Origin of the sequence: Methanoculleus taiwanensis, assembly GCF_004102725.1 — an archaeon.
Classification (GTDB): Archaea; Halobacteriota; Methanomicrobia; order Methanomicrobiales; family Methanoculleaceae; genus Methanoculleus_A; species Methanoculleus_A taiwanensis.
Genome location: NZ_LHQS01000001.1, coordinates 695,943 through 710,496, shown reverse-complemented (window position 1 = coordinate 710,496; position 14,554 = coordinate 695,943). Strand labels below are relative to the sequence as shown.

Below are 14,554 nucleotides of genomic sequence, written 5' to 3'. Positions count from 1 at the left end.
ATACCGCTCAGGTGGTAGCCTCCGCCTTCGATCTCCCCCACCGGTGCTCCAGCGACCCGACGACCGTCAGGATCGCCGGCATGATGATGATCGCCCCGATCAGAGCGAAACCCACCGAGATGACCGTCAGGATCCCGAAGTTGCTGATGATGCCGAAGGTGGAGAGCATCAGCGCCGAGAACCCGAGGATCGTCGTCAGCCCCGAGACCGTGATCGCCGTCCCGATCTTCTGGACGCTCTGGCGGATGGCGTCGAGCCCGGAGAGGCCGTTTTCGCATTCCTCGTAGTACCGCTCCATGATCAGGATGGTATACTCCGACGCCACGCCGATCGTCATCGACCCGAGCGTGGCGGTCATCGGCGTATAGTCGATCCCGAGCACGTACATGATCAGTCCGTTCCAGCCGACGATCAGGACGATCGGTACGAGAGGCGTCCCGGCACGCCCGACCCGCCTGAAGATCAGGAAGAGGAGCCCGAAGATCATCGAAAAGCCGAGCAGAGTCATCTCGAGTTTGCCTTCCCGGATCTCGGTGATGAGGTTCGTAAACATCTCGCCCGTCCCGGTGATCGTCGCGGTCACACCCGGCGGCGGCGGGAGCCAGGCGAGTTCTTTCTGCATCTGCTTAACGAAGGACATCCCGACGTCGTTCTCCATCTCCACAGTGAAGATCTCAATGATCGCCTCGGATCTGCCGTTCACGTACGATTTCTTCTCCGCTTCCGGGATCCGGTCGAGGACTGCCGCAAGTTCGGCGTCGGACGACGGCATCTCCCCGCCGTTATACCGGAGGACGACGTCGGCGATGCTCCGCGAGCCGGTTATCTGGCTGTTGTGCGTCGCCTCGTACTCCTGGAACTCCTGCATCCACCTGACGGTATCAAGATCGACGACGTCCGTCCCCCTGATATAAACGGGCATGCCCGAGGTCGGGCCCATCGTCCGCGAGACTTTGTTCAGGTCGATCAGGGCTGGCATATCGGGCGGCACGAAGGTATCTTCATTGGTATTGACCGCGATCTCGCCGTCGACGTACCACCCGCCGAGTGCGACGAGACCGCAGATGAGGAGAACCGGAATGGAACGCTTCGCAACCATCTCAACGACGGAGCCGACCCCCTCGTCGTACCGCTCGACGGCGGATCGCCGCGCCGGGAGGGAAGAGGACTCCGACCTGGGTTTCGGTTGGTACTTGAGCAGCAGGCCGACTGTGGGGACGATGACAATAGCGGCAAAGTAACAGGCGACCACCCCGATCACGCAGACCTCCCCGAAACTCCGGATCATCGGAAGCGGCGAGATCCACATGGCGATAAAGCCCATCGAGGTTGCGAGCATCGCGTACAGGACGGCAGGCCCGGCTTTCGTGATGGTGTTTCGGACAGCATCGGAGAGCGACCCCTTCCGCGCCTCTTCGTCGAACCGGGAGTGAAACTGGATCGCATAGTCGATACCGATCCCGATGAGCACCGGGAAGGCGGCGATCGTGACCATGTTGATCTTCATCCCGGTAAGACCGATGAACCCGAAAGTGGCGATCAGGCCGGCGGCGACGATCGCAACCGGGAGGAAGCGGTAGCGGACGTGTCCGAAGAGAACCCCGACGGCCAGCACCATCAGGAGCATGGCCGCACCGATGAGGGTGCCCATGCTGGTTCCCATCTCCTGGCTCATCTGCTGGTTGAACGCAGCGTTGCCGGTGACGACCACGTGTACGCCCGGCGGCACGTCGGAGAGGGCGACCCGGGTATTTAACGCACTGACGACCTGGTTCTGGGAGGCCTCGGCGAGTCCCGGATCAAGGGTGACCACCGCAATGGTCATCATATTGGAGGGGACGTAGCGGGAGAGTACCTCTGCCGGTATCCGCTCTTTCACGAGCCCGACATCGGCGTACGACGTGGGGAGAACGCCCCCGTTCGCCTCACGGGCGAGGTCGGCGATACTGCTGACACTCCGGACATACTGCTCGGTGCGGATCTCGGCACCGAGGTCGTCGAGGTAGGCGAGCACCGCGGGATCGAGGACGTCGTCGCCCTCGACGAGCACCATGAGGCTGTCGGACTGGAATGTTCCGGTATACTTCTCGAGCAGGATGCCCCGCTCGGTATCAAGATCGACGTAGGTCTCGTAGCCGGTCTGCATGCTCGTCATCGTCATGCCGTAGAAGGCAAGCAGAAGAAGACAGGCAACCATTCCGGCGACCAGTGCGGGTCGCCGGGATATGGCTCCGGCAGCAAGTTCAAAAGGGGACTGCATCACACCACCTCGTAGATTATCCATGCATTCGCGGCATGAGGGAGAAAAGGGTGAGGAGAGCGGACGGATCGCCGCAGGATCCTCACATTACCCCTTTCTGACCGTCGGCCTTTCTGCGCATGACAAAGACGTAGTAGCCCGCGCCGAGGATAATTGCGGCGATTGCGGCGAGAACGACGGGGTTCGTGACGAGTGAGCCGGTCTTCTGGGCGAGGTCGACCTGCACCTTCATGGTATCGGAGATCCGGCTGCTGCCGAGGGCGTCACGGTAGCGGATCTCGGAGTCGAGGCCGTAGGCCTTAAGGGTGGCGTCGGCGTCGACGTTCATCTCGAACCGTGCGGTTCCTTCCGCGCCGGGTGCGAGGTCGCCGAGGTAGGCGGTGTCGTCGTTGCTGGTGAAGGGGTCGATGGCGCTGATCCGCGCCTGTGCGTTGTAGACGGTGGCGGCGCCGGTGTTTTTGTAGACGACTTCAAGAACGCTCTTCTCGCCGGGGTAGAGGACGGCGCCCGAGGAGACGACCGCAAAGTCGGTCTTGCCGCCGACCGGGATGCCGAGGGTGACGGTCTTTGAGGTCGCGGCGTCGCCGTCCGAGTCGGTGTAGGTGACGAGGGCGTCGAGCGGGTAGGTCTGCGCCTCGGCGTCGGTGGTGACGGCGGCCTTAAAGGTCACGTCGACGGTCTCGCCGGGGGCGAAGTCGCCGAGGTAGGCGGCGGCGTCGGTCGGGACGACCGGGCTCGTGCCGCTCCGGGCGATCCGGGCGACGGCACCCTGTGCGGTCTCGTAGCCGGCGTTCTTCAGGGTCAGGTGGACGTAGCCTTCGGTGCCGACGTTGAGGTCGTCGGTCGTGACCGCGAGCACTTCAACCCGGAGGTCGGGGGTGATCGTGACCGCGAGCGGGAGCACCTCGGTCTTCTCCTCGTAGAAGTACTGGATGCTGTCGCTGCCGTACTGCTCGGCGGAGCGGAGGTAGGTGTAGGTCACGGTGAGCGGGAGGCTGTAGGTGCCGGGAGCGGCGCCTTCGGCGACTTTGACGGTGAAGGTGGCGGTGGCGCTCTTGCCGCCGGCGATGTCGCCGAGGAACTGCGGGTCGGTCTTGACGGTGACCGGGGCGGCGTCGGCGCCGAGCGCGGCGGTGACGAGTTTTGCCGTGTTCGGCAGGTCGTCGCGGGCGACCGCGGTCGGGTCGACGAACTTGAAGGTGTTCAGCCCGCTGTTCTTCAGGGCGACCGCAAGCGCGATCTCCTGCCCGGGTGAAAACTCGTTGGTGCCGGCGATCGAGGCCGAGAGGGTCGGGCTTCCGTAGAGGTATTTATCGGCGGCCAGAGCCGGAGCAGTCATTCCTGCAAGCAGGAGCAGGATCAGGGCCAGCGTGAGACCCCGGGTCATCATCCGGAGAGAGGAACTCTCTCCCGGCTTCTTGGTACTCGAACTATGCATATGGGTTCCTCGTATCTGACGCTCAGGCAGTGGGGCGTCTTGCCCAATAGGTGATGAGACACTACTATAAAAAACCTCGCACCATTTGTAACAAACAACCGTTGCACACAACAGTAGCAGATGTCTGTCACCAATATCCCCCGGATATAAATATGAGAATAAACACCAGTTATACCGATGGTACGGTACCGGGAAGAATTGCAGCAGATCAAAGAACTCTTGAAAAGGAATTCCCAGGGCATGAGCATCACCGAGATAGCCCGCGAGCTCGGCAAAAATATGCACTCGGTCGGGAGGTATCTCGATATCCTGCAGGCGACGGGGCAGGTAGAAATGCGCCAGTACGGTATGGCGAAAGTCTTCTCCCCCTCACAGCGCCTGCCCCTTGCGGCGATGATCAACTTCGCCGGCGAAGGCGTGATGGTGCTCGACGCCGATCTCCGGGCCGTCATGGTCAACGATTACTTCCTGAAGATCCTCGGGAAGGATCGGGACGAGGTGACGGGGAAGAACATCCACCATCTCCCAATCGCCGCGCTCGACATCCAGGAGCTGCTCGAAGAACTCGCCCGGCTGCCGGGGGAGAAGACCGAGGGCGACTTCGAGATCGAACTCGACGACGATCGGTTCTTCAAGGTGAAGTACGCCCCGACCGTCTTTGAAGACGGAAACCAGGGGTTCATCGTCATCCTCATCGACCTGACGGAGTGCAAACGTGCCGAGCGTGCACTGCAGGAGAGCGAGAAGAAGTACCGGGAGCTCGTGGAGAACGCAGGCTCCATCATCCTCAAGATGGACAGGAAAGGGAATATCACGTTCTTCAACGAGTATGCGCAGGAGTACTTCGGCTACCGGGAGGAGGAGATCCTCGGGCGGAACGTCATCGGCACGATAGTCTCTCCGACCGAGGCGTCAGGACGGGATCTGACGGCGCTTATGCAGGAGATCTGCTCGGGATCGGACCGGTTCAGACTGAACGAGAACGAGAATATCACCCGTGACGGGCGCCGGGTCTGGGTGCGCTGGTCGAACAGGGCGATCATCGGCGACGACGGAACCCCGACGGGCATCCTCTCCATCGGGAACGACATCACCGAACGCCGGACTATCGATGAGCAACTGACGGCGAGGGGCGAAGCGGAAGAGGCGCTCCGCCGGGAACGGGATTTTTCCACCGCGATTCTCGATACCGTCGATGCCCTGGTGCTCGTCATGGACACCCGGGGGCGCATCGTGCGGTTCAACACCGCCTGCGAGAAGGCGACGGGATATGCATCGGCGGAGGTGCTCGGGAGAACCGTATGGGAGACCATCCTCCCCGGGGAAGAGGCCGCATCGGTACAGTCGGCGTTCGCAGATCTGCTCGCCGACAACGGATCGCGGCATGCCCGGAACCACTGGATCACCAAAGACGGTGCAAAACGGCTGATAGACTGGTCGAATGCGGTGCTCCGGGACAGAGACGGGAATGCCGAGTACGTTATCGGTACCGGGCTCGACATCACGGAACAGGAAAGAGCCGCGGAAGAACTGCAGGAGTGCCGGGAAAAGGTACGGCTGATGCAGGAGAATGAAGAGGCCTGATCTCCCCATCATCCGGATCTGCAGGAAGAGATATCAGCCCGTGCGACCCCACCCGGGAGCTGCGATGAGCACACCCGATACGATCCGGAGACGGCGAAGCATCCGGAAATACACAGACGAGCCCGTCTCCCGCGAGACGGTCAGGGAACTCCTTGCCGCCGCGATGAGCGCACCATCCACCGCGAACGAGCAGCCATGGCAGTTCATCGTCATCGACGACCCGGGAGTCCTCGCGAATATCCCCACCGTCGGCCCCTTTATCCGGGAGGGCGCCGATGCACCGGTCGCGGTTCTCGTCTGCGGCGATCTCTCGATGCTTCGGATGCCCGGTTTCTGGGTGCAGGACTGTTCGGCCGCCACCGAAAACCTCCTCGTCGCCGCCCACGAAAGAGGGCTCGGTGCGGTCTGGACGGCCGTCTACCCGATAGAAGATCGGATGCTCGGCTTTAGAAACCTCTTCTCCCTGCCCGATACCGTCATTCCGTTTGCCCTGGTGCCGATAGGCTATCCGGCGGAGACGCCGCCCGCCGAAGATCGGTTTCGGGACGACCGCATCCACTACAACGGCTGGTAGGGTGGCCGGGCGGTAAGCGACGGCTGCTGCTGACTGATGCAGTGGAGCGTCCCGAGGCCGTGCACCATCGCAGTGCAGTCTATCCCGACAACCTCCCTGTCCGGAAAGACCCCCCGGATGACGGCGAGCGCCCGCTCGTCGTTCCGGTGTCCGAAGACCGGGACGAGCACCGTGTTGTTGCCGATGTAGAAGTTCGTATAGCTCGCCGGGAGACGCCGTTCGCCGCCGACACGACCGGGCATCGGGAGCGGCACGACAGTCAGGGGATTGCCGTCCTGGTCGGTCGAAGCTTTCAGGATCTCGTAGTTCTCCCGGAGGAGAGCATAATTTTCGTCGGTCTCGTCGTCCTCAAGGGCGCAGAGGACAGTGGTCGGATTCACGAACCGTGCGATATCATCGATATGCCCGTCGGTATCGTCACCCGCGATACCGTCTTTGAGCCAGATGACGTGACGGATACCGAGGTAGTCCCGGAGATACCCCTCGAGTTCCGTCCGGGAGAGGTGCGGATTCCGGTTCCGGTTCAGCAGGCACTGCTGCGTGGTGAGCACCGTGCCTTTCCCGTTCACCTCGATAGAACCGCCCTCCATGACGATGCCGGGGGTGAAGACGGGAAGATTCAGTTCCCGATTGATGACGAGCGGGATACCGTCGTCCCGCAGCAGCTCGTCGTACTTCCCGCCCCAGGCATTGAATGTCCAGTTAACGAGGGCAATCCGGCGCTCCTCCCGGTTCACGACGAACGTCGGCCCGTAGTCCCGGAACCAGACGTCCGCGTACGGCGTGGCGTAAAAAGAGATCCGGTCTCCGGCAACCCCCGCCGCCTGCAGGAGAGCGGCAACCCTGCCTTTCATCTCCGCGCCCGTTACAAGAAGGTTCACGGCCTCGTCACGGTGTATCGCGGCGATCAGGGAGACGTACGACGCCTCGACCGCGGCGAGGTCCGGGAAGCTCTCGGTATCGTGCGGCCAGGAGAGCCAGATCGCATCGTGCCGCTCCCACTCAGCGGGCATCGCATAGCCGAGAGTGGCCGGCGTCTCCCGGACAAGCGACCCGTAGGTATCCGGCCGCCGGTTCCGGAAGAATCCCCACCCCTCCCGTACGGCCGCGTTCTGCGCAAGATCGACCGTCGCGACGAGCACCTCCTCGTCGGCATTGCCTGCTCTGGCAATGACCGTGCCGAACGAGTCGCAGACAAAAGAACTCCCCCAGAAACGGAGAGCCCCTTCGATGCCGACCCGGTTTACCGCAGCGACGTGGACGCTGTTTGCGATCGCGTGGCTCCGCTGGATCGTCTCCCAGGCATCGTGCCAGTCTCCTTCGGCAGGGTCTTCTTCACCGGCGATCCACCCGATCGCCGTCGGGTAAAAGATGATATCCGCCCCCTGCAGGGCGACCGTTCGTGCCGCCTCGGGGAACCACTGGTCGTAGCAGATGAGAACGGCGATACGGGCATAGCGGGTCTCATATACCCGGTACCCGTCCCCCGGGCGGAAGTAGGTCTTCTCGTAAAAGAGCGGATCGTAGGGGATATGCACCTTCCGGTACGCAGGGAGGAGACTCCCGTCCGCGTCGATCACCACGGCGGCGTTATAGTACTCCCCTTCGCCCGTCCGTTCGTAGAGCGGGACGATGATGACCACGCCGAGCTCGCGGGCAAGGGCGGATAAGGCATCCGTCGTCGCGCCGGGAATCGTCTCGGCATACCGGCCAGGGTCGGCATCCTCCGCCTGTGGGAAGTAGGTTGTCCGGAAGAGTTCCTGCAGGCAGACGATCCGGGCACCCCGGCGGACGGCGGTGCGCACCATCTCGAGCGTCCGTGCAAGGTTTCGATCCCGGTCAAGGGAGACGGAGGACTGGACAAGCCCGATCGTCACCGTACTGCTCTCTGTCATCTACCTTCTTCGTTTGACGGAGAGACGGATTAATCCGATCGGATCGGAGACCCCGGCATATAGGCTTATGCCCCGCCGGGTCGCCTTTGTACGATACAGATGGAGCCGATAACCCTCATACTCCTTGCCGTCAGCCTTGCAATGGATGCATTCGCCGTCGCCGTGAGCGGCGGGACGGTGATCAGGCAAGGGATACTCCGCCACGCCCTCATCATCGGAGCATTCTTCGGATTTTTCCAGGGGATGATGCCAATCCTGGGCTGGCTCGCCGGCGTGACCCTTGCGGGCGTCATCGCGGGATACGGTTCCTGGATAGCCTTCCTCCTTCTTGCGCTGATAGGAGGGAAGATGATCTACGAGGCTATCAGCGAGAGCGATGAGAAAGAAGAGCCCGAGCTTGCCGCCCTCTCCCTCGGAACCCTGCTTCTGCTCTCCGTCGCGACCAGCATCGATGCACTGGCCGTCGGGGTCACCTTTGCCGTCCTCGAGACCCCGATTCTCATCCCGGTACTCGTCATCGCCCTCGTCACGGCCGTAATTTCCGGCGTCGGCGTCGTTATCGGAAGCACCTTCGGCCACATCTTCGAGCGGAAGATCGAGATCGCCGGAGGCGTGATCCTGATCGGCATTGGCCTTCGGATCCTCATCGAGGGGCTCGGTTGATCATCCCGTCTCGTCGAGGATCCGGCGGATCTCCGTAGCCGCCGATTTGGCCGCCGGGTCGAGCGGAACCAGACGGAGTTCCTCCGCCGACCGGACACCGACACCGAGTTCTGCCGCCCGGGCGATCTGCTCGAGGTCGAATATCCGCCCCTTCATAACCTGCGGTGTCGAGCCGTAGGAGCGGAGGAGTGCTATTCCGACGGCATCCAGAGCCACGCGGTCGCTGCTTGCGAGAAGAAGGCCGGGCTCGATGAGGCTGCCGGCCTCCGGGCCTCCCGTCGCGAACCCCGCCGTAGCGTCCATCACCACGAGATCGGTTCTGTAATACCGGTTGATCTCGGCGATCATCCGACGCTGGTCGGGCGATGCGTGAAGTTCGGCCATGTAGTTGTACTCCCCCGAGGGGTCGTGCCTGGCGACAAGGCCGACGGAGTTCTTCAATGAAAGCGTGAAGTGGCCGCCGAACCGGTGTGTCTTTAAGCAGCAGGTCTGCACCACCAGATCGGCGTCCCGGAAGATCTTCGCGATCAGAAATCCCCGCTTCCAGGAGAGATCCGGATCGGCGATCGCTTCCCATCCGTCGGCGGGCAGATCGTCGAGAACGACCACGTCGAACCCGAGCGCCTCCGCGGAGTCGAAGACGCCACGGTTTTGGAGCACCGTCCGGGTATCCCCCATCCCGCTCCGCTCCGCAAGAACGATCTCCCGCGCTCCCACATCGTTGAGACGGCGCACCAGAGCCTCGAGGGCATCGGGATGCGTCGAGGCGGGGAAGGGATCGTCGCTGTTGTAGTTTGCCTTCAGTGCGACACGCTTCCCCGTGAGCGGACCTATGCCGGCCTCCTCAAAGACTGCCCCGATGCCGGCAGCCCTGTCCGCTGCACGTACCAGGTATACTTCAGCTGCGGCAGGCGACGCCATGCGCGGAACTGACCCTGCAACCTATTAAAGAATTTCCCGGATCAGAGCCCATGCCGTACCGGGGAAGGCACCGTTCTATCCGCATCGCCCGGGCATTGCATCCGACCAGCCGGATAATACCGGAGAATACCACGAATTATGGCGATCGGACGGCAAAACGACGACATGCCCCACTGAAGCGGCAGGGACCAGTACGACATGTATATGAGTATCATCAGCACAATACCTACTAAAACTGCTATCGGGACAGCCGCCCACCGGGACGATATCAGGGGCGAACCCAACCCCGATTCGCGGCTACTTGTATGCAGCAACCACTAAGGGGGCCTTTAATACCATGTCATCCAGAATGCACACACCTCACACAACCTGCCCAAGCTGTCACGAAGAGGTCTTCCTCGACGAGCTGGTGGGCGGGCGCTGTCCGCTCTGCGGATACTCACTCGACGAAGACGAAGGAGTGTGCGGGGAGTTTGACGAAACCCTCGAGCGGGCCGACCTCGGGTGGATGATCTTCAACTACTTCCTCTTTCGGCGCTTTGACAGCCTCGGCGTCAATCCACTCCAGATCATGCAGCTCCTCTCCCGCTACGAGGACGTCTGCAACTGCAACCCCGCCGCCATGGGACGGCTCCAGTTCGAGCTCGAGGTTCCGATGAACCTCTTTGACCGGCTCAGGCCGAAGAAGTGCTCCCGGTGCGGGCGACTTTTCGTTATGGGCGGGAAAAAAGTAATCGCCGGGGATCTCTCCGAGCCCGTCTTCCCGACGACGTATATCTGCCGGAACTGCTAAATTTCAGTAGGTTCTGGCAACCATCGCCGATTTTCCGCTGCCGCCGCAGACGATACACGGACCGGTCGAATCGGGTATGTGCTCCGACCTGATATCGGAACCGAGGATGCTTGCATCCACGGCCTCTTCTACCGCATCCGCACATTCCTTTGAGCCGCACCAGTGAACGACCGCGACGCCCGTCTTCACCGCCTCGGCCGCATCGGCGACGGTTCCGACGATCCGGATCTGATCCGCCATCGACCGCTCCGCCCGCCCGTAGATCTCCTCCCGGAACTGGGCGAGGATACTGCCGATCCCTTCAACGACACCGCGGCGGTCTATCGTATGTTTTTCACCGCTGCGGGTGACGATGACGACGGTATTGGCGTCGATGTCCCGCGGGCCGATCTCGACCCGGAGCACGGCACCCCGCATCTCCCAGTAGTAGTACTTCGCACCGGGGCGCAGATCCCGCGCATCCATCTTCACGGCAAACCCGGCCGCCCGCAGGTCGTCCTCGAGTGCGGCCGCAGCGGAGAGCACCTCGTCCCGCCGTTTCCCGACGATGATCGGGACGATGACGACTTCTACCGGAGCGACGTCGGGCGGCAGAACAAGGCCTTTGTCGTCGCCGTGAACGCTGATAAGCGCGGCGATCGAGCGCTCGGAGATACCGTAGCAGGTCTGGTAGGCATAGTGCTGCTCGCCGTCCGCGCCCTCGAAGGTGATATTGTAGGTCTTCGAGAAGTGGTCGCCGAGCAGGTGGACAGTTCCGATCTGCAGCGTCTTGCCGTCGGGCATGATCGTATCGACCGCGATGGTGTAATCGGCACCGGGGAACTTATCCCACTCGGGCCTGCGGGAGACGATCACCGGGACGCAGAGCCGCCGGTAGAATGTCCGGTAGAGTTCGATCGCTTCCTCCACCTGCCGCTCGGCCTCGTCCCACGTAACGTGGACGGTATGCGCCTCCTTAAACGAGGTGATCTCGCGGAGCCGGATAAGCGGCCGGGTGTGCTTCGTCTCGTACCGGAACGTATTGACGATCTGGTAGAGCTTCAGCGGAAGATCGGCGTGCGACCGGATCCAGAGCGCATACATCGGGTAGATGGCGGTTTCGCTCGTCGGCCGGAGAGCAAGCGGCACGTCGAGCTCGTTCTTGCCCCCGTGTGTGACCCAGTATACCTCGTTCTCGAACCCCTTGATGTGGGCTGCCTCTTTCATGAACTCGTTCTCGGGCACGAGGAGCGGGAACATCGTCTCCTGATGATCGCGATCCATCAGATCCCGGAGGATCTGATACGCACGTTTCCGGATAGCGAATCCGTGCGGGAACCAGACGTACAACCCCTTGACCGGGTAGCGGACGTCCATGATCTCCGCTCGCCATAGGATTTCGTTATACCAGCCGCTGAAGTCGTCTTTTGTCGGGAGTGCCCCTGTTTCTGCTTCCATCAGTCTCGTTCCCCATGAAGGCGGTTCTGCCTTACGCGATCACACTTAGGACAGCGGGCGTAATAAATGCCTCTATAATCGCGGCAATCGCGAGGAGGGGAACAACGATTTTTAAAAAGTATTTTCCAAGATAGGCCGCAGTCTTCGCCGCATCTCCCTCTCCCTGCCACTCGGAGGCCAGTGCCTGGCCGAGTAACAGCCCGAGGGCTCCCGCCACGAGAAACGAGGGAATCTCGAAGATTCCATGCGGAATGAGCGCAGCAGCGATGAAGAGAATACCCTGCTGCTGGCGCACAATCTCCATGATAGCACCGATTAAAAGCCCGTTAAGCCCGAGTATCAGCAGCGTTACGGTTCCGAGCGACGCACCGCCGAGGAAGAGAAGCGTGCACGCTCCGAGATTATTCAGAAAGATCTTGAGGAAGAGCACAACCGGCGCATCGCTCAGGAGATGCCCTGCAACCTGCTCCTGGAAGAGTGCCAGCATCTCCTCGCCGATAGCGGGCTCCGCGGATACCGCAAGGATACCAAGACCGAGCGATATGGCGAAGACCAGGGACGAGATGATGATTGCCCTCTGAAACGACTGCTCAAACATAGAGTATCATCCGCACCATATCCCGGATCCCGGGCGCCATGCCGACGACGATCATCGCAAGCACGATCAGGTGCCAGAGATCGGGATTTCCTTCCTTTCTGTACAGTTCGAGGATATAAATTGCAGGGACGATGACCACGAGTTTTAAGAGGAACATCGAGAACGCAGTCCCGGTGAGCTCGATCAGGGTCGAACCGACGACGTGCTGCTCGACGTAACGGACGGGATGGAGGTCGATGCCGTAGCTCGTCGCACTGGCATCGAGGAGGTGCCCGAAGATCAGGAGCTTGTAGAGGATATCAGAGACGTACGTCCACCCGAAGGCGTACCGGAGCAGCGCCCAGAGCGCGAGCGAGGTGATCGAGGCCATGGTGAGGATGATCACGAGCACGTCGAGCGCTATCCGTGTCTCGGTGAGACCGAAGACGGTGAGGGCCGCCGCCGCGACGATGCACGAGACGATGCCGGCACCACCGTAAAACCGGCTGTACCGGGAGATCATGCCACGCTTTTCGAGTGCTTTCCCGGCGTAGAGGAGCGGGATCGCGTAGAAGAAGAGGGTAAAGAAGATGAGCGGCGTTATCAGCAGGTACTGCAGGTCGGAGGTGATCATCCCGGTATCCTGCACGACCCGGAGCAGTCCGCCGAGCACGACGAACGGGAGGGTGGCGAGGACGAGCTCGGTATCGATGGCGATGCCGGAGCGTTTCAGCCACCGGTAGACGAGATATACGGAAACGACGAGGATAAAGGCATAAGTGAGTGTATCGACAATGGTATAGGCTCCCCCGTACCTTATGGGATCGATGTAATATTTGTATATGAACTCACTAATCATTACTGATTAAAATGAGCGCAGACGGTATAAATTTACTCAAGAGCAAGGCTTTTGATAAGTCAAAATGGATGCAGCTGCCTCGTGACGTCGTTATCGGCCACGACGTTATCGAGCACCTTCCTGCCGTCTGCGAGGACCTGGCCCTCGGACGAACTGCGCTCGTCATCACCGGGACGCGGACGCGCGACGTCGCCGGCGACCGTGTCCGGGCACTCCTTGCCGAAGACTATGCCGTCACTACCGTCGCCACCGAGGAGATCTCACTTGAAACCATCCGGAAGATCGAGGAGATAGGAGGCGAGGCGGACTTCTTCGTCGGTGTCGGCGGCGGACGGGTGATCGATACCGCGAAGATCGCCTCGTTCAACCTCGACCGCCAGTTCATCAGTGTTCCGACGGCAGCCTCCCACGACGGGATCGCCTCGTCACGGGCATCGGTTCCGACCGTGGAGGGCAACACCTCGATGACCGCTCACCCGCCGATCGCCGTTGTCGCCGACACCGGGATCATCGCCCGGGCACCGCACCGGCTGCTTGCAGCGGGATGCGCCGACGTCATCTCGAACTATACCGCGATTCTGGACTGGGAGCTCTCCCACCGGCTCCGGGGAGAGCCGCTCTCCGAGTATGCCCTGACGCTCTCCCGTATGACGGCTGAGATCCTCGTTAAAGACGCCGACCTGATCAGGCCGCAGAGCGAGGAGGGGGCCTGGATCGTCACCAAAGCGCTCGTTTCGTCAGGGGTTGCCATGAGCATCGCCGGCTCGTCGCGGCCGGGCAGCGGCGGGGAACACAAGTTTTCCCACGCTCTCGACCGCCTGGCACCGGGCAAGGGGCTTCACGGCGAGAAGTGCGGCATCGGTGCAATCATCACCATGTACCTGCACGGCGGCGACTGGCGGGGGATCCGGCAGTCGCTTCGAAAGATCGGGGCTCCCACGACCCCGGCGGAGATCGGCGTCGACGATGAGACGGCGGTTGAGGCGCTTCTGGCGGCAAAGACTATCCGCCCGGAGCGCTTTACAATCCTTGACATGGGACTGACGCCCGAGTCTGCACGGGATCTCATCAAAATGCTGTACCGGGAGTGAGGGGAAGATGCTGCTCAAGAAAGCGAAAGTAACACTGATCGGGTCGGTGCTGGCAAAGCCTGGTCTTGAATTCGTCTACGAGGGACCGGCGGAGGAGTGCGAAGGCTGTAAGATGCGGAAGGTCTGCCACAACCTGCAGCCGGGAAAGAAGTACCGGATCGTCGAGGTACGCCCGACCACAAAGCACGACTGTCCGGTTCATCTCGATTCGGTCAACGCTGTCGAGGTCATCGAGTCGCCGATAATCGCACTGATCGGAGCCGATATGGCGATCGTCAACTCGAAGGTGCAGTACGAGTTCCCCTGCACCAGAACCGGGTGCAGGAACTTTCTGCTCTGCCACCCGGACGGGATCATCGAGGGAGAGAAGTATATCGTCGGCGAGGTGCTGGGGAGCGCCCCCGAGATCTGTGAGCGGGGAAAAACACTCAAACGGGTCGAGCTCCGCCCCGCCTGACCGGC

At 61.6% G+C, this 14,554-nt stretch carries 13 protein-coding genes; 6 read left to right on the top strand and 7 right to left on the bottom strand.

Translation table 11 applies throughout. The features are described from left to right. Positions 1-7 precede the first annotated feature (7 nt). Together ABH15_RS03615 and ABH15_RS03610 are read right to left on the bottom strand one after the other, a co-directional pair. The gene (locus ABH15_RS03615; RefSeq protein ID WP_128692988.1) at positions 8-2,260 is read right to left on the bottom strand and encodes an efflux RND transporter permease subunit; all 2,253 of its coding nucleotides are present in this window, start codon (positions 2,258-2,260) and stop codon (positions 8-10) included. Between the two features lie 82 nt (positions 2,261-2,342). Continuing rightward, positions 2,343-3,698 (bottom strand): COG1361 S-layer family protein, encoded by a 1,356-nt coding sequence (locus ABH15_RS03610; RefSeq protein WP_241647991.1) that lies wholly within the window; start codon positions 3,696-3,698, stop codon positions 2,343-2,345. A 240-nt stretch (positions 3,699-3,938) separates the two neighbouring features. Between ABH15_RS03610 and ABH15_RS03605 the strand changes: the two genes are divergently transcribed. Together ABH15_RS03605 and ABH15_RS03600 are read left to right on the top strand one after the other, a co-directional pair. After that, positions 3,939-5,282, top strand: a complete 1,344-nt coding sequence (locus tag ABH15_RS03605) for a PAS domain-containing protein (protein WP_206633412.1) — start codon at positions 3,939-3,941, stop codon at positions 5,280-5,282. A gap of 64 nt (positions 5,283-5,346) precedes the next feature. Next, entirely contained in the window at positions 5,347-5,856 is a 510-nt protein-coding gene (locus ABH15_RS03600; RefSeq protein WP_128692986.1) for a nitroreductase family protein, read from the top strand. Here the strand turns inward: ABH15_RS03600 and ABH15_RS03595 are convergent. Next, complete coding sequence (locus tag ABH15_RS03595) at positions 5,841-7,751, bottom strand: agmatine deiminase family protein (RefSeq protein ID WP_128692985.1); 1,911 nt, start codon at positions 7,749-7,751, stop codon at positions 5,841-5,843. The genes ABH15_RS03600 and ABH15_RS03595 overlap by 16 nt on opposite strands. A 99-nt stretch (positions 7,752-7,850) precedes the next feature. On the opposite strand from ABH15_RS03595, the gene ABH15_RS03590 reads away from it, so the two are divergent. Then, positions 7,851-8,414, top strand: a complete 564-nt coding sequence (locus ABH15_RS03590; RefSeq protein ID WP_128692984.1) for a manganese efflux pump MntP — start codon at positions 7,851-7,853, stop codon at positions 8,412-8,414. On the opposite strand, the gene ABH15_RS03585 is transcribed toward ABH15_RS03590, so the two are convergent. After that, positions 8,415-9,335 (bottom strand): DUF362 domain-containing protein, encoded by a 921-nt coding sequence (locus tag ABH15_RS03585; protein WP_128692983.1) that lies wholly within the window; start codon positions 9,333-9,335, stop codon positions 8,415-8,417. 337 nt (positions 9,336-9,672) lie between these two features. Here ABH15_RS03585 and ABH15_RS03580 point away from each other — a divergent pair, with 337 nt between their 5' ends. Then, positions 9,673-10,128 carry a hypothetical protein gene (locus tag ABH15_RS03580; RefSeq protein WP_128692982.1) on the top strand — a complete coding sequence of 152 codons (456 nt, stop codon included), beginning with the start codon at positions 9,673-9,675 and terminating at the stop codon, positions 10,126-10,128. Positions 10,129-10,131: 3 nt separating this feature from the next. Here ABH15_RS03580 and proS read toward each other — a convergent pair whose 3' ends face one another. From proS to ABH15_RS03565, 3 genes are read right to left on the bottom strand one after another with little or no spacing between them, the layout of a single operon-like run. Then, the gene (proS, locus tag ABH15_RS03575) at positions 10,132-11,565 is read right to left on the bottom strand and encodes a proline--tRNA ligase (RefSeq protein ID WP_128692981.1); all 1,434 of its coding nucleotides are present in this window, start codon (positions 11,563-11,565) and stop codon (positions 10,132-10,134) included. A 31-nt stretch (positions 11,566-11,596) separates the two neighbouring features. Further along, a complete protein-coding gene (locus tag ABH15_RS03570) occupies positions 11,597-12,163 on the bottom strand; it encodes a stage II sporulation protein M (protein WP_128692980.1) in 567 nt (188 codons plus the stop codon). After that, entirely contained in the window at positions 12,156-13,001 is an 846-nt protein-coding gene (locus ABH15_RS03565) for a DUF63 family protein (RefSeq protein ID WP_128692979.1), read from the bottom strand. Before ABH15_RS03565 ends, ABH15_RS03570 begins: the two co-directional genes overlap by 8 nt. An 11-nt stretch (positions 13,002-13,012) precedes the next feature. Between ABH15_RS03565 and ABH15_RS03560 the strand changes: the two genes are divergently transcribed. Continuing rightward, positions 13,013-14,092 (top strand): NAD(P)-dependent glycerol-1-phosphate dehydrogenase, encoded by a 1,080-nt coding sequence (locus tag ABH15_RS03560; RefSeq protein WP_128692978.1) that lies wholly within the window; start codon positions 13,013-13,015, stop codon positions 14,090-14,092. 7 nt (positions 14,093-14,099) lie between these two features. Further along, complete coding sequence (locus tag ABH15_RS03555) at positions 14,100-14,549, top strand: UPF0179 family protein (RefSeq protein WP_128692977.1); 450 nt, start codon at positions 14,100-14,102, stop codon at positions 14,547-14,549. Positions 14,550-14,554 lie beyond the last annotated feature (5 nt).